Origin of the sequence: Bradyrhizobium sp. LMG 9283 (assembly GCF_045571415.1) — a bacterium.
In the GTDB taxonomy this organism is placed as follows: domain Bacteria; phylum Pseudomonadota; class Alphaproteobacteria; order Rhizobiales; family Xanthobacteraceae; genus Bradyrhizobium.
The window spans coordinates 5,540,361-5,556,006 of record NZ_CP120691.1 but is presented as its reverse complement, the minus strand read 5'-3'; the positions used below and the strand labels follow the sequence as shown (position 1 = coordinate 5,556,006).

Annotated in this window: 17 protein-coding genes; 5 read left to right on the top strand and 12 right to left on the bottom strand. The window is 65.6% G+C overall.

Features of this window, described 5'->3' with window-relative positions; genetic code table 11:
- The first annotated feature begins 28 nt into the window (after window positions 1-28).
- Genes P6U29_RS26385 through hydA form a run of 5 tightly spaced genes read left to right on the top strand, consistent with a single transcriptional unit; the run spans window position 29 to window position 4,807 of the window.
- Window positions 29-1,033 (top strand): ABC transporter substrate-binding protein, encoded by a 1,005-nt coding sequence (locus P6U29_RS26385; RefSeq protein ID WP_407113003.1) that lies wholly within the window; start codon window positions 29-31, stop codon window positions 1,031-1,033.
- Window positions 1,017-1,868 carry an ABC transporter permease gene (locus tag P6U29_RS26380; protein WP_407113002.1) on the top strand — a complete coding sequence of 284 codons (852 nt, stop codon included), beginning with the start codon at window positions 1,017-1,019 and terminating at the stop codon, window positions 1,866-1,868. Before P6U29_RS26385 ends, P6U29_RS26380 begins: the two co-directional genes overlap by 17 nt.
- On the top strand, window positions 1,868-2,644 hold the full coding sequence (locus tag P6U29_RS26375; protein ID WP_407113001.1) for an ABC transporter ATP-binding protein: 777 nt from the start codon (window positions 1,868-1,870) through the stop codon (window positions 2,642-2,644). The genes P6U29_RS26380 and P6U29_RS26375 overlap by 1 nt, the downstream gene beginning before the upstream one ends.
- Window positions 2,645-2,654: 10 nt before the next feature.
- On the top strand, window positions 2,655-3,386 hold the full coding sequence (locus P6U29_RS26370) for an aspartate/glutamate racemase family protein (RefSeq protein WP_407113000.1): 732 nt from the start codon (window positions 2,655-2,657) through the stop codon (window positions 3,384-3,386).
- A gap of 11 nt (window positions 3,387-3,397) precedes the next feature.
- Window positions 3,398-4,807, top strand: a complete 1,410-nt coding sequence (hydA, locus tag P6U29_RS26365; protein ID WP_407119429.1) for a dihydropyrimidinase — start codon at window positions 3,398-3,400, stop codon at window positions 4,805-4,807.
- Between the two features lie 30 nt (window positions 4,808-4,837).
- Here hydA and P6U29_RS26360 read toward each other — a convergent pair whose 3' ends face one another.
- From P6U29_RS26360 to P6U29_RS26305, 12 genes are read right to left on the bottom strand one after another with little or no spacing between them, the layout of a single operon-like run.
- On the bottom strand, window positions 4,838-5,464 hold the full coding sequence (locus P6U29_RS26360) for an FMN-dependent NADH-azoreductase (protein ID WP_407112999.1): 627 nt from the start codon (window positions 5,462-5,464) through the stop codon (window positions 4,838-4,840).
- A gap of 3 nt (window positions 5,465-5,467) precedes the next feature.
- The gene (locus P6U29_RS26355) at window positions 5,468-7,042 is read right to left on the bottom strand and encodes an isochorismatase family protein (RefSeq protein WP_407112998.1); all 1,575 of its coding nucleotides are present in this window, start codon (window positions 7,040-7,042) and stop codon (window positions 5,468-5,470) included.
- 19 nt (window positions 7,043-7,061) lie between these two features.
- A complete protein-coding gene (locus tag P6U29_RS26350; protein ID WP_100231006.1) occupies window positions 7,062-7,910 on the bottom strand; it encodes an MBL fold metallo-hydrolase in 849 nt (282 codons plus the stop codon).
- 25 nt (window positions 7,911-7,935) lie between these two features.
- Window positions 7,936-8,820, bottom strand: coding sequence for an amidohydrolase family protein (locus tag P6U29_RS26345; RefSeq protein ID WP_407112997.1), 885 nt, complete (start codon window positions 8,818-8,820; stop codon window positions 7,936-7,938).
- A complete protein-coding gene (locus P6U29_RS26340) occupies window positions 8,817-9,938 on the bottom strand; it encodes a vWA domain-containing protein (protein ID WP_407112996.1) in 1,122 nt (373 codons plus the stop codon). The genes P6U29_RS26345 and P6U29_RS26340 overlap by 4 nt, the downstream gene beginning before the upstream one ends.
- Complete coding sequence (locus P6U29_RS26335) at window positions 9,935-10,816, bottom strand: AAA family ATPase (RefSeq protein ID WP_407112995.1); 882 nt, start codon at window positions 10,814-10,816, stop codon at window positions 9,935-9,937. The genes P6U29_RS26340 and P6U29_RS26335 overlap by 4 nt, the downstream gene beginning before the upstream one ends.
- A gap of 10 nt (window positions 10,817-10,826) precedes the next feature.
- Entirely contained in the window at window positions 10,827-11,849 is a 1,023-nt protein-coding gene (locus P6U29_RS26330) for a xanthine dehydrogenase family protein molybdopterin-binding subunit (protein WP_407112994.1), read from the bottom strand.
- Window position 11,850: 1 nt separating this feature from the next.
- Window positions 11,851-13,443, bottom strand: coding sequence for a xanthine dehydrogenase family protein molybdopterin-binding subunit (locus P6U29_RS26325; RefSeq protein WP_407112993.1), 1,593 nt, complete (start codon window positions 13,441-13,443; stop codon window positions 11,851-11,853).
- Window positions 13,444-13,452: 9 nt separating this feature from the next.
- Complete coding sequence (locus P6U29_RS26320) at window positions 13,453-13,929, bottom strand: (2Fe-2S)-binding protein (RefSeq protein WP_407112992.1); 477 nt, start codon at window positions 13,927-13,929, stop codon at window positions 13,453-13,455.
- Between the two features lie 6 nt (window positions 13,930-13,935).
- Window positions 13,936-14,754 (bottom strand): FAD binding domain-containing protein, encoded by an 819-nt coding sequence (locus tag P6U29_RS26315; RefSeq protein WP_407112991.1) that lies wholly within the window; start codon window positions 14,752-14,754, stop codon window positions 13,936-13,938.
- A gap of 1 nt (window position 14,755) precedes the next feature.
- The gene (locus P6U29_RS26310; protein WP_407112990.1) at window positions 14,756-15,199 is read right to left on the bottom strand and encodes an SRPBCC family protein; all 444 of its coding nucleotides are present in this window, start codon (window positions 15,197-15,199) and stop codon (window positions 14,756-14,758) included.
- 2 nt (window positions 15,200-15,201) lie between these two features.
- Window positions 15,202-15,639, bottom strand: a complete 438-nt coding sequence (locus P6U29_RS26305; RefSeq protein WP_097659057.1) for an SRPBCC family protein — start codon at window positions 15,637-15,639, stop codon at window positions 15,202-15,204.
- Window positions 15,640-15,646 lie beyond the last annotated feature (7 nt).

Sequence of the window (15,646 nt, the reverse complement as noted above, 5' to 3'; positions counted from 1 at the left end):
ATATCGCGCCTTCGAAGCGGAGTAAGCGATGCGGACGAGTTTGCGACTGGGTCTGGTGGCAATGGCGGCAATGCTTGGCGGAAGCGATCTCGTCTCCGCGCAGGCGCCGAAGATCAAGCTCGGTTACGCCAAATGCGCGCACTGCCTGCCGATGTCGCTGATCCCGGGCATCGCCAAGACCATCGAGGTCGAGGCCACCGGCTTCAACTCGGGCAATGACGTGCTGACCGCCCTGGTGTCGAAGAGCATCGACGTCGCCCAGGTCACCTATCTCCATTACATCACCGCGCTCGACAAGGGTTTCGACGTCGTCGCCGTGTCGGGCCAGATCAACGGCGGCTCGGAGTGCCTGTCCTCCGCGAAGCTGAATCTGCCGCCCGAGGACTGGGCCACGTTCAAGACGACCGTTGCGAAGGCGAAGAGCGACGGTCAGCCGCTCAAGGTCGCGGCGTCCCGCGGTAATGCGCAGGACATCCACATGCGCGGCGCGTTCCTCAAGCAGGGCGTCGATCCCAACAAGGACATCCAGTTCATCAACATCCCCAATCCGTCCGACCATCTCGCAGCGCTCCAGCGCGGCGAGGTCGACATGATCTGCTCGGTCGAGCCGTTCGCCTCGCAAATCCGGCTCGCCGGTGCCGGCAAGCATTTTGTGCTGCCGTATGAGCAGGCGGCCGGAAATCTCACCAATCTCATCGTCACCCGGTCCGACGTGATCGCGAGCCAGCGCGCCGGCGTTCAGGGCGTCGTCAGTGCCGTGGTCGAGCTCGACAACAAGCTGATCGCCGACAAGGGGCTGTGGGTCGAGGTCATCAACAAGCTCACCGGCCTCGACAAGAATGTGGCGACCGAGGCGTTGAAGAATGCCTCGCCCGATCCCGCGATCCATCGGTCGCAGACACTGGCGATCGCCGCGATGATGCGCGACCTCAAATACATCTCGAAGGACGTCTCCGCGGAAGCGGAGAAGAACATGGATTATTCGTTCCTGGAGCAGGCCACCGGAAAGACCAAGAATGACCTCGGTTACTGACGTCTCGCCCGCAAGGCCGGAGTTTCGGCTGACGCGGGCGTTCCACGGGCTCGAACGCCTCGCCGTGCCTGCGCTGCTGATCGCGGGGTGGGAGGCTTTTGCCCGCAGCGGCATGCTTCCGCCCGCGCTGCTGCCGGCGCCGAGCGCGGTGCTGCACGCGCTCGGCGACTGGGTGTTCGGCTTCGACGAGACCACGCAGACCTATTCCGGGCACTGGCTGCGCGATGCGCTCGCCAGTGCGCTTCGCGTGTTCGGCGGCTTCGCGCTGGCCAGTCTCCTCGGCATCCTCGCGGGGGTCGCAATCGGCTGGTCGCGCCTGTTCGAGAAGACGCTGGAACCGACGCTGCAGATGCTGCGCCCGATCCCGCCGGTGTCCTGGATTCCGCTCGCGATCATCTGGTTCGGCATCGCCGACAAACCGGCGATCTTCCTCGTTTTCCTCGGCGCCTTCTTTCCGGTGCTGATGAACAGCATCCACGGCGTCAAGACCGTGGACCACAATCTGGTGCGCGCCGGCGCGATGATGGGCGCGAACGGCCGGCAGATGCTGACCGACATCGTGCTGCCGGCGGCGCTGCCGTCGATCTTTGCGGGCTTGCGCATCGCGGTCGGATCGGCCTGGATGCTGACGGTCACGGCCGAGATGGTCGCGGTGAAGAGCGGCCTCGGTTATGTCTTATGGGATTCCTATTACTTCCTGCGCTACGACATCGTGCTGGCTGCGATGATCTCGATCGGGCTGCTCGGCTATCTCTCCGACCTCGGCCTCAAGGCGATCATGGCGCGCACGCTGCGCTGGCAGCAGACGACCACCGTGCAGGGCAGGGCGGGCTGATGGCGGCAATCGAGCTTCGCAACATCGTCAAGGTGTTCTCCGACAAGCGGCGCGGCCGTGATCTCTTGACGCTGGACAACATCAATCTCGACATCGAGGCCAATGACTTCGTCTGCCTGCTCGGCCCATCCGGCTGCGGCAAGTCGACACTCCTGAACATCATTGCCGGCTTCGAGCAGGCGACAAGCGGCCGCACGCTGGTCGACGGCAAGCAGGTGGAGCGGCCGGGCTCGGACCGCGGCGTGGTGTTCCAGCAGCCGACCTTGATGCCGTGGTTGACGGCGATCGACAACATCGCCTTCCACCTCAAGCTCAAGGGCGTCGCCAAGGCCGAGCGCCACGACCGCGCCATGGAGTTCATCGATCTCGTCGGCCTGCGCGGCTTCGAGCATCATCATCCCTCCGAAATGTCCGGCGGCATGAACCAGCGCGTCGGCATCGCCCGCGCGCTGCTGATGAACCCGAGCGTGATCCTGATGGACGAGCCCTTTGCGGCGCTGGATGCCCAGACCAAGCTCGAAATGCAGGAGGAGCTGGTCGCGATCTGGCAGAAGCGTCGCTGCACCATCGTGTTCGTCACCCACAGCGTCGACGAGGCCTTGGTGCTCGGCAACAAGATCGTGGTGATGACCAGGCGGCCGGGCCGGATCCGCGAGGCCGTCAATTTCGACCTGCCGCGCCCGCGCGACATCACCAGCCCCGAATTCAACGACGCCAAGCGGCACATCCTGGCTTTGATCCGGGAGGAGTCGACGCGGCTTGCGCAGGCGTCGTAAGGTTAAGGCCATGCGCAAGCGTCTCGGCATGATCACGCCGTCCTCCAACTCGGTGCTCGAGCCCGTCACCAGCGCCATGCTGGCCGGCGCTCCCGGCGTCACCGCGCATTTCTCGCGCTTCCGCGTCACCGAGATTGCGCTCGACGCTGCTTCGCTGAACCAGTTCGATGCCTCGGTAATGCTGCCGGCAGCGGACCTGCTGGCGGATGCCAAGGTCGACGCGATCGCCTGGAACGGCACGTCGGCGAGCTGGCTCGGGATTGGCCGCGACAGGAGCCTGTGCGATGCGATCACCGCACGCACGGGCGTGCCCGCGACGACGTCGACGCTCGCCTGCATCGACGCTGCCCGTGCGCTCGGAGCCAAGCGCGTCGGCCTCGTTTCGCCCTATACGGACGACGTCCAGCGGCGGATCGGCGACGTCTGGGCCGAGGAGGGCATCGCTCCGTACGCCGAGCGGCATCTCGGCCTGCGCGACAATTTTTCCTTCGGCGAGGTCGCGCCGGCGACCATTGCGGACATGATCCGCGCGGTGGCGGCGGAGGGGGCAGATGCGATCGTCGTCCTCTGCACCAATCTCGATGGTGCGGCGCTTGCGGCCTCGCTCGAACGGGAATTGGATGTCGCTGTGCTCGACTCGGTCGCGGTCACATTGTGGCGGACTCTCGGCCTCGCCGGCGGCGACATCAGGGCCTTTGCGGGGTGGGGCCGCATATTCCAGACATCCGCGGACATCAAGTGACGGAGACGCATGTGACCCAGCTCGATCTCGCCATTCGCGGCGGCACCATCGTGACGGCCAGCGACGAGTTTCGCGCCGATATCGGCATTCGCGACGGCCGCATCGTCAGCATCGCGGACAGCATCAATGGGGCGGCGCGCGAGATCGATGCGACGGGCCTGCTGGCGCTGCCCGGCGGCATCGACAGCCACGTCCACATTTCTCAACCCTCGGGTCCGGACGTGGTCATGGCCGACGACTTTGCCTCGGCGACGTGCGCGGCGGCGGCCGGCGGCAACACCATGGTGCTGCCTTTCGCGCTTCAGGAGAAGGGCACGTCGCTGCGCACCTGCGTCGAGAACTACCGCAAGCTCGCCGAGGGCGAGTGCTACATCGACACCGCCTTTCACCTGATCATTTCCGATCCGACCGCCGTCGTGCTCGGGCAGGAACTGCCGGCGCTGGTCAAGGACGGCTACACCTCGTTCAAGGTGTTCATGACCTATGACGACCTCGTGCTCAGCGACAAGCAACTGCTCGAAGTGTTCGAGGTCGCGCGGCGCGAGGACGCGCTGGTCATGGTCCATTGCGAGGGCTACGACGCCATCCGCTTCCTCACCAGCAAGCTCGAGCGCGAGGGCCACATCGCGCCTTACTATCACGGCACCTCGCGGCCCCAGGCCGTCGAGCGCGAGGCGACGCATCGTGCCATCAGCCATGCCGAGGTGATCGGCGTTCCCATCATGATCGTGCATGTCTCCGGACGCGAGGCGATGGAGCAGGTGCGCTGGGCCCAGCAGCGCGGCTTGCCGGTGCATGCGGAGACCTGCCCGCAATACATTACGCTGACCGCCGACGACATGAAGGGCCTCAACATGGACATCACGGGCGCGAAATACGTCTGCTCGCCGCCGCCGCGCGATGTCGAGAGCCAGCAGGCGATCTGGGAAGGCATCACATCAGGCGTGTTCCAGACCTTCTCGTCCGACCATTGCCCGTTCCGCTACGACGACCCCAAGGGCAAGCTGACGCCGAACGCCCGCACCTCGTTCCGCTGGGTGCCGAATGGCATCCCCGGTGTCGAGACCCGGCTGCCGATCCTGTTCTCGGAAGGCGTCTCGAAGGGACGCATCACCCTGCGGAAGTTCGTCGAGCTGACCGCGACCAACCACGCAAGGATCTATGGTCTTTATCCGCGCAAGGGCTCGATCGGTGTTGGCTTTGATGCCGACATCGCTCTCTGGGATCCCAAATTGAAGAAGCCCATCCGGCAGGCCGATCTGCATCACGGCTCGGACTACACGCCCTGGGAAGGTTTCGAGGTCACGGGATGGCCGGTGACGACCATCGCCCGCGGAGAGGTGGTCTTCAACAAGGGGCGGATCGTCGGGGCCAAAGGTGCAGGCCAAGTGCTGAGCCGGGGCAAGTCGAGCCTGATCTGATCCAGCTCGACGCGCCATCAAAGCGGGCATCTAGAATGTCGCGGCCATTGCAGCGAGACGTTGATGGGTCCTTTCACGGGCAGCGTCGATCGGCTGCTGCGGTCCGGTGGTTGGACCGATCAGCACGAAACGGACATTGCTGATGCCAATGAAGCGCAGGATTTCCCGCAAGTAAGGCGTTGCCATATCGATGCGGCCGCGGTTCATGCCGGTGGCAAAATCGCTGCCGCTGGCGATGATGACCAGCGTCGGCCGATCCTGCAGCAGCGGGAGATATCCCTGCGATGGATCGAACCGAAAGGTGAGCCCAGGCTGGACGATGATGTCGAACCACTGCTTGAGCTTGTAGGGAATGCCAAAGTTCCACATCGGGGTCGAGATCAACACGCGATCGGCGAGCGAAAAGCGCAGCGCCATTCGCTCGGCCTCCGCAAAGCTGTCGCGTTGCGCGTCGTTGAAGGCCTGAGCCTTCATGCGCGCGTATTTGGCCTCAATGATGGGGCCCGTGAACTCCGGCATCCGCTCACGCCAGATGTCCACGACATCGACATCCCAATCCGGCCGAGCCTGGCGGAATCCGTCAAGAAAGACGCGCGCGCCGGTCGTCGACTCTGACTCGGCGCGCGGCGAGCAGGTCAGGTGCAAGAGCTTTGCCACAGCTCATCCCAGCGCTCTGATGACGGTATCGGCCCTGGTCACGACCGCGACGTTCTGCATGGCAAAATTGATCGAGGCGTTGTGCCAGTCGGCATTCATGGTCGAGCAGCAATCCTCGGGCACGATCATGAAATAGCCCTTGTCGGCGCCGGTCCGTGCCGTATGTTCGACCGACATGTTGGTCCACGCGCCGGTATTGATGATCATGTCGCGGCCGGTCGCTTTCAGGATCGTCTCCAGCCGCGTGCCTTCCCAGGCGCTCATACGCATCTTCTCGACGACGAAATCGCCGGGCCGAGGTTCGAGACCGGACACGGGCGATGCGCCCCAGCTTCCGCGCACCATCGCCTTGCTGTCGACGAGCCCCTCGAACAACGGCGCATTCAGCGTGACGCCGGGTGCGCCGGGTTCGACCACGAACCAGACATGGATGATGGCGACGCCGCGGGCGCGTGCAGCTTCCGCGAGACGCCGCACATTCTCCACGACATGCTGTTGCTTGGCGTGACCCGGTGCGCCCGACTCGGCGAAAGCGCCGCCGTCCATGATGACGTCGTTCTGGAGATCCTGGATGATCAGGGCGCAGCGTTGCGGATCGAGCCGCATCTCGCCTTCGGTGAGAATGGGGGAGGCGGGCGACGAGCTCGGGCCTGTCCCGCCGCCAGCGCGCCTACCGCTCATATAGGGCTCATGGCGCGGACCAACCCTGGTCGGGATCGCATACACCGAATGCGTCGAGGTGAGATAAAGGGTGCGGAAATCCGGTCCGCCCCAGGCGAGGTTGGCGACCAGCTCCGGCACGCGCACCTTGCCGAGCAGCTCGCCGCGCGGCGAATAGACCCAGACGCCACCGGGTGCGGTGACCCAGACATTGCCGTGCTGATCGCACTTCATTCCATCGGGCACGCCAGGCTCGAGCTCGGACTTGATGCCACTCGCGAACACCCGCGCATTGGACAGCGAACCGTCGCTGTTGACGTCGAACACGCGGATCAGGGCTTGCACGGTGTCATTGACATAGAGCAGCCTCTCGTCCGGCGAGAAGCACAGCCCGTTCGGCTGATCGAACAGATTGCGCTCGACCACGAGCTTCGGTTCGCCGCCGGGCACGACGCGATAGACGCCCTGGAAACCGAGCTGGCGGGGCCGCTCGACACCATAGACCGGCATGCGGCCATACCAGGGATCGGAGAAATAGACCGCGCCGGATGAATGCACGCAGACGTCGTTCGGGCTGTTGAGCTCCTGGCCGCCGAAATGCGAGGCCAGTACCTCGCGCCGTCCGTCCGGGCGCTCGCGAACCAGCGATGACGTTGCGTGCTCGCAGACGATCAGGTTGAGCTCGGCGTCATAGGTCATGCCGTTGCATTTGTTCGACGGGCGTTTGACCTCGACGACGCCGCGCCGCGCATCCCAGCGCCTGCGCACGTCTCCCGGCATGTCCGAGAACAGCAGGTAATGATCGACCGGATGCCAGATCGGCCCTTCCGTGAAGTCGAACCCGGTGCCGATCTGTGCGACCGGCGCATAGGGGTCGATCAGGCTCTCGAACTCGCTTCGCAGCGTCACATGCGTCATCGGTTGATCCTCGACAACCTCAAGCCGGGAACCAGTTGCGCTGGGGGAGGGACTGCACGATCGGGCCGGGGACCTGATCATGTAGCCGACCCACGACATTGCCGCCTTCGATCTTGGCGGGCCGGTCGTGGACGGGGAGCAGGTAGCGCGAATTGCTGAGCAGCTTCTTGATCGCCGCCTTTTCCGCGCGCTTGCTGGTGCCATGGTTGCCCGTGGTGCGCGGCTCCCAATCGTGGATTTCATGGAAGGGCGTGACGATCTGGTCGTTGAAGTCGTAGATCACGTCGCCGCAGATGGTCGCGATGCCATCGGCAGTGTGGACGATGATGTTCATCGATCCCTCGGTATGGGCGTTGGCGGCGTCGCAATAGACGCCGGGCATCAGTTCGATCGGGCCGGTGATCTCCAAGTCGAGGAAGCGCAGCGCGCTCTTGGTGTGCAGGCGGTCGATCAGGTGCTTGATATCGGGCGCCGGATATTGCGGGTGCATCAGGCCGGAGACGGAATATTCGAGCTCCCGGCGGTTGAGGACGACAGTCGTGTTCATCGGAAACAGATCGTCCTTGCCGGCATGGTCGATGTGCAGATGGGTGTGACAGACGAAGCGGACGTCGCCCATGCGGACGCCGTGGCGCGCGAGCTGATTCTCGATCATGTTCTCATGGTACTGAAGCCCCCGCATGCCCAGCGTCTCCATGATCTGGTTGGAGCGGTAGCCGGTATCGACCACGACCGGATAGGGGCCGCCGAGGATCAGGAAGCCCAGAGTGAGGACGCGGCGGGTGCGGCCGCAATCGCGGCCGAGCACCAGGAAGCTCGATTCCAGCTCGATATCGCCGTAGTCCAGGATCTTGATCTCCAGCGCCATACGTTTCCCTCCTGTCTCGTTTTTTTCAAAGCCGGTAGACGCGCGTTGCCGTCGTCCTGAAGATCGCGTCCTGCTGCTCCGCGCTGAACGGGGCGCCGGCTGCGCGAAAGGCTGCGACGAGCTCGCGATAGCTGGTCCACAATTTCTCGATCGGAAAATTGGAGCCGAAAAGGCAGCGCTCGGCACCGAAGATCGCGACAGTGTCAGTGAGCACGGCGGCGATATGCGCGGGATCATTGCGATGGATGAAGGTGCCGAGCCCGGACAGTTTTGAGACCACGTTCGGACAAGTTGCGAGCCGCGCCATCCCGGCGCGCCAGGCCGCGCGTCCTGCTGGCGAGAGATTCTCGAGCATGCCGGCATGCTGAAGGATGAAAGTCACGTCGGGACAGGACTCGGCGAGCTGCGCCGCATCCGGCATCTGCGGCGTGAAGACCTGCAGGTCGAAGCTCCAGCCGTATTCCGCCAGACGCGCGACGTTGCGACGGATCACTGGATCGGCGCAGAGATCCGGACGCGCCGCGAAACGGTATAGCGGGTTCTCGTGCCAGTGCAGCTGCATGCGCACCCCGCGCACGAGCGGATAGCGCTTGAGGCGGTCGAGCTGCGGCCGGACATCCTCCACCGCGAAATTGGCATAGGCGACGACGGCGTGCGGCCAGCCATGTTCATCGGCGGTCCGCTGTACCCAGGCTGCTTCCTCCTCGAAGTGCTCCGGCGCCCAGTTGGTCTGCACATAGACGGAGCGGGTGACGCCGGTGTCCTTGAGATCGTCGATATATTCCTGGATCGGATAGTCGCGCCGGATCGGCTCGTATGGTCCGAAGATGCGGGGCTGCATGGGGCCGGTCAGCCAAGGCAGGTCGGCCTGCCGCCATATGTGATGATGGCCGTCGACAATATCGGTCACGCCGCTCTCCTTCGTCCCAGTGCGAGTACATGCGCGACGATCGACGCGCTCGATCCGCCATCCACGAGATCATCGACGAAGCGCTCGATCGCGACGAGCGCTTCGGTCTGCGGGCGGAACGCAGGGCCGGTCGCAAGCGGGGTCAGCCAGCTCACGCGCCAGGCCCGCCGCGACAATTTCGCGACGGCGTCGCGAAGGGCGTCGGGCTCGCCGCGCTCGAGTCCGTCGGACACGATGACCACGGCGGCGCCTCGGGCGTATCCGCCGAACCGCGGGACCGCCAGAAACGCTTGCAGCGCATCGCCGATGCGGGTGCCGCCGTCCCAGTCGCTGACCAGATGTCCTGCGGCGTTCAGCGCCTGTTCGCAGCGCTTCAGCTTTAGCGCGCCGGTCACACGGGTCAGCCGCGTGCCGAAGGTGAAGACCTCGACATTCGGCGCGGCCTGCACCAGCGCATGCGCAAGCTTCATATTTTCGTCGGTGCGGCTCTTCATCGAGCCGGAGACGTCGATCAGCAGCAATATCTTGCGTGGCCGCTGCCGCCGCTTCAGATGACCGAGCCGCAGGATCTCGCCATCGCTGCGGACGCTGGCGCGCAGGGTACGGCGGAGATCGGCGAAGGGGCCGCGGCGTGCCCGCATGCGACGGTGCCCGCGCCGTCGCGGCAGGCGCCGCGGGGCTTCGCGTGCCAGGCGCCGGAGCGCATCCGTCGTGGAGAGCTGAGCGAAGCGGCGCTCGACCAGCGCCTCGGTGCGCGTGGCGGTGAGGCCCGACTCGTTGGCGTCGTCGGAGAGCAGGGGCTCCTCGTCGCCGCGGCCTTCCTCCTGCAGACGAACGGTCTCATCGTCCTCGCCGTCTTCGGCACGCTCGATCGCCTCGCTGCCGCGGAAATGAAGGTCGAACAGCCGGTCGAAGGTGGCGCGGCGCTCGGGCGGCGGCGCGAGCGTGGCGAGCGCAGATTGCCTGATGTCGTCGAGGTCGCGCGGGCCCAGCAGCGCGATCGCGGTGAGGAATGCGGTCGTCTGCTCGGGCGCGACGGCGAAGCCGTTGGCGCGCAGCAGCGCGACGAAGGATATGAAGACGCGGGCAGCGCGTGGGAGCTGCAGCTCGGTGCTCATGCGGTCGCCTCCGCGAGCATGGCATCGAGCCGGGGCGCGATGAAGTGCAGGTCCTCTTCGTCCTTCAGCGCCACGCCGATCGAGCGCTTGAAGGCGTCAGGCCAGCGCGCGCCCCTCTTGTTGAGGAGCGTCGCGGCCTCAGCCCAGTCGACAGCCTCGGCGATACCGGGCGCCTTGCTCAGCGGCTCGCGCCGCAATTTCTCGACGGCCGCGACAACGGCGCGGGCCGTGGCTTCGGCGACGCTGGATGCGCGCATCATGATGATGCGGGCCTCACGCTCGGCCGTGGGATAGTCGATCCAGTGATAGACGCAGCGGCGACGCAAAGCTTCGTGCAAGTCGCGCGTCCGGTTCGACGTCAGCACGACCACGGGGCGTTCAGCCGCGCGCACCGTGCCGCGCTCGGGAATCGAGATCTGGAAGTCCGAGAGGAATTCGAGCAGGAACGCCTCGAACTCCTGGTCGGCGCGGTCGATCTCGTCAATCAGCAGCACGGTGGAATCGGGCGCGCGGAGCGCGGCCAGCATCGGTCGTTCGATCAGGAACGTCTCGCCATAGATGTCGATGCTTTCGTCGCCGGCCTGGCGGATCGCCAGCATCTGGCGCGGATAGTTCCACTCATAGAGCGCGGCAGACGCGTCGATGCCCTCATAGCATTGCAGGCGGATGAGACGGCGGCCGAGCACGGCGGCGATGGCCTTCGCCGCTTCTGTCTTGCCGACGCCGGGTGCGCCTTCCAGCAGCAGCGGCTTGCCGAGCGCGAGACCGAGATAAGCGGCAGTCGCAAGCCCTTCGTCGGCGAGGTAATAGGCTGCCCGCAGCGCCTTCTCCAGCGCCTCGGGGCTGTCGATGCCAACGATGTTGCTGCGAACCGCCACGACCGACCCTCTAGCGCCGCGCCTGTGGCCGCGCACCGCCCTGGGCCTTGATCGCCCGCAGCACCTTTTCCGGCGTGATCGGCAGATCGTCGATGCGGACACCGACGGCGTTGAAGATCGCGTTGGCAACGGCCGGCAGCACGGGATTGGCGCACATCTCGCCCGGACCCTTGGCGCCGAAGGGCCCATCGGGAGCAGGGCGCTCCAGCACCGCAATATCGTGCGGGCAGACGTCGCCGGGGCCAGGCATCAGATATTCGACGAAGTCGCGAGGCCCATGGGCCGGGTCTGGGTAGTAGGGCTCCGGCGTCTCGTAGAGCGCGTGACTGACGCCCATCCAGGCGCCACCGACGAGTTGCTGCTCGACCAGGCGCGGGTTGAGCGCGCGGCCGAGCTCATAGGCGGAATCCATCCGGACCATCGCGACCTCGCCAGTCTCGTCGTCGACCTCGACCTCGGCGACCAGGCAGGCATGGGCGTAGCAGGTCGCCGGCGACATCTCGCCGGTCTCAGGATCAACGTCCGACAGTGGCACCAGGAAGATGCCGCGGCCGGAGATGGTCTTGCCCTGCTTGAATTGCGCGGAGATCGCGACGTCCTTGGTCGAGATAGACCGGTGTGGCGCGCCCTTGACGTGGATGTTGCCGCGGCCGTCGGTTTCGAGATCGGCGGCGTTGACCTCCAGCTCCTCGGCCGCCGCCTCCATCATCACGCCGCGCGCCTCGCGGGCCGCCGCCATCACGGCGTTGCCGACGCGATGAGTGCCGCGCGAGGCGAACGAGCCCATGCAGTGGGGTCCGGTATCGGAGTCTGCGGTGTCGACATAGACGTCCTCGACCGGCACGCCCAGGGTCTCCGCGCAGATCTGCCGTGTCACCGACTTCATGCCCTGGCCGAGGTCGATCGACGACAACGCTACGGTGAACTTGCCGCTCGGGTTGGAATGCACCAGCGCCTGGCTGGGATCGCCGCCGAGATTCATGCCGATGGGATAGTTGATCGACGCCATGCCGCGTCCGCGATGTCTGGTCATCTCAGCGTCTCCTTGTCCCGAATACGGACGAGAATCGGGTGGCACCGTGGGATGGCGCGGTTGGACGCGGCGGAGCAGGCGGCGGCGATGGCGGGGGCGGCTCGCGCGGCGGTTCACGGGTGACGGTGGGCGGGAGCCGATCGTAGCTCGTGCGCTGCTGTGCCGGCGCGGTCGGCCTTGCGCGCGAATCCGTCGGTGTCGGCGGGATCACGGCGCGGCTGCCGCCGCCGTCCCTGCGCGAGGAGGCGCGTCTGAACTCGTCGCGGATCGGCCATTTGGCTTTTTCGGCCGCGACCTGCACGCATTCGATCAAGGCGGTATTCTTGGCCTCGCGGCGGTGCGCCTTCATGTCGCCGTCGCGATAAGCGTTCAGAATCCGGAACTCCATCGGGTCCATGCCGACGAGGTTCGCGAGCTTGTCCATCTGGCACTCGATGGCAAAATCCATCGCTGTGACGCCGAAGCCGCGCATGGCGGTCGCCGGCGTGCGGTTGGTGAAGACGCAATAGACGTCGCCATAGACGTTCGGGATCGTGTAAGGCCCCGGCAGGTGCGCGGCGCATTTCACCGCGGCATAGCTCGACAGCCGCGTATAGGCCCCGCTGTCGAAATAGGCGCGGATCTTGCGCGCCACGATGCGGCCGTCGCGCATGACGCCGTCCTTGATGTAGATGCGTTCGGCGCCGCGCGGCGGGCCGTATTGCATCTCCTCTTCGCGGCCGAACACGTAGCGGACGGGACGCCCCGTCAGCATGGCGCCGAGGATGGCGAGCGGTTCGGTCAGCGTATCCACCTTGCCGCCAAAGCCGCCGCCGACGGTGCCGCCGATGAAGTGGAAGGTGTTGGACGGCACGTCGAGGATCTTGGCGCAGGTGTCAACCGAGAAGAACAGCGCCTGGGTTGAGGTGTAGACGACGTAGCGGCCGTTGGTGTCGGGGGCGGCAATCGCGCCATTGGTCTCAGTCGGCGCGTGCTCGATCGGCGACATCTGGTAGCGCTGCTCGAGGACGTGGTCCGCGGTTGCGAGCGCCGCATCGGCATCGCCAAAACGCAGGCGCTGGTGGTCATATACGTCGTGATAGATGAAGGCGTTCTTCGGATAGGTCTCGTTGACCACGGGCGCACCGGGCTTGAGCGCGTCCTCGACGTCGAACACGGTCGGCAGCGGTTCGTAGTCGACCCTGACCTTTGCGATCGCCTCGAACGCCTCGCGCTCGCTGTCGGCGACGACGGCAAGGATCGGTTCGCCCTTGTAGCGAACCTTGTCGACGGCCAGCGACGGCTCGTCGTCCTTGCCGAAGTTGATCAGGCTAAGCAGCGTATTGAGGTTGACCGGCACGTCGGCGCCGCGAATGATCCGGCGCACGCCGGCCGAGCGCTCGGCCTCCGTGGTGTCAATGCGGCGCAGCCTTGCATGGGCATGGGTCGAGCGCAGGACCTTCAGGTGCAGCATGCCCTGCAGCTTATGATCATTGAAATAGCTCGACGTGCCCGTGATGTGGCCGAGCATGTCCTGGCGCTGCGTGCCCCTGCCGATCTCCTTGAGATTGTCGTCGCGCTCGTCGGCGAAGATGTCCTTGCGTAATTCCAGCATGGTCTGACCTCAGGCGCTGGCCCGACCGCCCGCGGCGGCGAGGATGGCATTGATGATCGGCTCGTAGCCGGTGCAGCGGCAGATATTGCCGGAGATCGCCTCAATCACGTCGGCCCGGCTCGGGGAGGGATTGCGGTCGAGCAGGGCCTTGGCGGCCATCAGCATGCCCGGCGTGCAATAGCCGCACTGCGCGGCAAAATTGTCGGCGAAGGCGCGCTGGAGCGGATGCAGGTTCGGGCCCTGCTTCATGCCGTCGAGCGTCTCGACCGAGCGGCCCGCCACCGTCTCGGCCAGCGTCAGGCAGGAGAGGTGGAGGTCTCCGTCGATCAGCACGCTGCAAGTGCCGCAGCCGCCCTGACCGCAGCCGAATTTCGGGGTCATGTCGCCGATCAATTCGCGCAGCGCCACCAGGAGATTGGTGCCGCCATCGACGAAGATCGCGACCTCACGGCCATTGTGGCGAAACTGCAGGGGGATTTTTGCCATGGCGATCTATTCCTGTCCCGATAGCAGGCGCCGCAAATGCACGCCGACGATCTCGCGGCGATACCAGGCGCTGCCGAGCGCGTTGTCGGATGGCGATGTTCCTTCGGCTGCCGCTGATGCGGCCGCCGCGATGGTTGCTGCGTCCAGCAAGCGGCCGTCGAGGGCGCGTTCGGCCGCGCGGGCACGGATCTGCGTCGGCGCCATCGAGCCCAGCGCGATCCGGGCGCCGGCGATCCGGCCGCCGCTGATCGGCAGATGCGCGGCGAGCGTGATCACCGAGCCGCCCTTCGGCTTGATGCGCGCGATCTTGCGATAGCGGAAGGCCTCCGCGCTGGAGGGCCGGGTGCAGGAGACCGACAGCACCAGCGCGCCGGACTGTCGCTCGCGCGATTGCAGGAATTCCTCGATCGGAATATCGCGGGCGCCGAAGCCGCCTTGCACCGCGACCGTGGCGTCGAGTGCCAGTAGCGCCACGGTGAAATCGCCGTAAGGGTTCGGCGCGAAGAGATTGCCGCCGACCGTGCCCATGTTGCGCACGGCAGGGCCTCCGATCGAGCGGGCGGGCGCGTGCAGGAAGGCGAGGTCGCGTTCGGCGAGGACGCGCGCGAAGGTGACGCCGGCGCCCAACGTCACGCGCGGGCCGGACGCATCGATCCGGGTCAGTGCCTGGTCCTGCGCGCGGACGATCGTCGAAATCGAGACATCGCCTTCGTTCAGCGCCCGCATCACCAGGGTTCCGCCGCCGAGGTAGCGCGCACTATGGTCCGACGACAGCGCCCCGGCTGCCTCGCTCGCATTCGCAAACGTCTTTACTGTCACGGCCATACTATGCGGCCTCCCTCAGATGGCGCCGGATCGCTTCGAATCCGGCCTGATAGATGTCTTCCGCGACCATGTGGGTGATGCGGTCCTTGTCCTCGGACTTCGTGGTGAATCGCGACTCCCATTGCCAGAAGGTGCGGTCGCCATCGGTGACCGGGAGCAGACGGACATGGGCGACGTAGTTGAACATCGGGATCGGCGTATCGAGCAGGCAATAGCTAAAAGTCTGCTCGAGGTCGGACAGCGCCAGCAATTGTTCCCGCAGCTCGGATCCGTCCTTGAGCTTGAACCGCCTGACGCAGCCGATCTTGTCGGCGGATTGCGCGCGTTCGATCGCGGAGGTCGCAACCGCCGGATGCCAGCGATCGTGGCCGTTGAAATCGCGCAGCACATCCCACACGGCGTCGGTCGGCGCGTTCAGGATCGTGCTCTTGACGATATGCGGCACGGCTAGCCCCCGAACACGCGCTTCAGGGCGTCGAAGCCGCCCTGAAAGACGCCGCCGCCGATATTATTGACGAGCTCGGTCTCGCGTTCCGGCGCGCAATCGAATTCTGCGGTCCATTCCACAAAAGTCTGGTCGCCATCGGTGACGGGCGTCAGCCGCAGCGTCGCGACGTAGTTCTCGACGCCCATCGGCGATTCCAGGATCGAGTAGGTGCAGAACATGTCGTAGTCGGAGAGGCCAAGGAGCTTCTCGCGGATGCGGTCGCCATTGCGCAGGCGAAAATCTCGCACACAACCGATCTTGTCGGAGGGTTCGCCGCCCTCGATGCGGCTTTCGGCGATGGCGGGATGCCAGTTCGGCAGGCCATTGAAATCGCGTACCCGCGCCCAGACGCGGTCGTTGCGGGCGTTGACGACGGTGGAGACGTAGACGCGGGCCATGGCTCAG

Excerpts from the sequence above, each read along its gene's own strand:
- P6U29_RS26350 (WP_100231006.1), bottom strand. The coding sequence starts at position 7,910 with ATGGCGCTGGAGATCAAGATCCTGGACTACGGCGATATCGAGCTGGAA.
- P6U29_RS26375 (WP_407113001.1), top strand. The coding sequence starts at position 1,868 with ATGGCGGCAATCGAGCTTCGCAACATCGTCAAGGTGTTCTCCGACAAG.
- P6U29_RS26305 (WP_097659057.1), bottom strand. The coding sequence starts at position 15,639 with ATGGCCCGCGTCTACGTCTCCACCGTCGTCAACGCCCGCAACGACCGC.
- P6U29_RS26340 (WP_407112996.1), bottom strand. The coding sequence starts at position 9,938 with ATGAGCACCGAGCTGCAGCTCCCACGCGCTGCCCGCGTCTTCATATCC.
- P6U29_RS26330 (WP_407112994.1), bottom strand. The coding sequence starts at position 11,849 with ATGACCAGACATCGCGGACGCGGCATGGCGTCGATCAACTATCCCATC.
- P6U29_RS26370 (WP_407113000.1), top strand. The coding sequence starts at position 2,655 with ATGCGCAAGCGTCTCGGCATGATCACGCCGTCCTCCAACTCGGTGCTC.
- P6U29_RS26325 (WP_407112993.1), bottom strand. The coding sequence starts at position 13,443 with ATGCTGGAATTACGCAAGGACATCTTCGCCGACGAGCGCGACGACAAT.
- P6U29_RS26380 (WP_407113002.1), top strand. The coding sequence starts at position 1,017 with ATGACCTCGGTTACTGACGTCTCGCCCGCAAGGCCGGAGTTTCGGCTG.
- P6U29_RS26385 (WP_407113003.1), top strand. The coding sequence starts at position 29 with ATGCGGACGAGTTTGCGACTGGGTCTGGTGGCAATGGCGGCAATGCTT.
- P6U29_RS26355 (WP_407112998.1), bottom strand. The coding sequence starts at position 7,042 with ATGACGCATGTGACGCTGCGAAGCGAGTTCGAGAGCCTGATCGACCCC.
- P6U29_RS26320 (WP_407112992.1), bottom strand. The coding sequence starts at position 13,929 with ATGGCAAAAATCCCCCTGCAGTTTCGCCACAATGGCCGTGAGGTCGCG.
- P6U29_RS26315 (WP_407112991.1), bottom strand. The coding sequence starts at position 14,754 with ATGGCCGTGACAGTAAAGACGTTTGCGAATGCGAGCGAGGCAGCCGGG.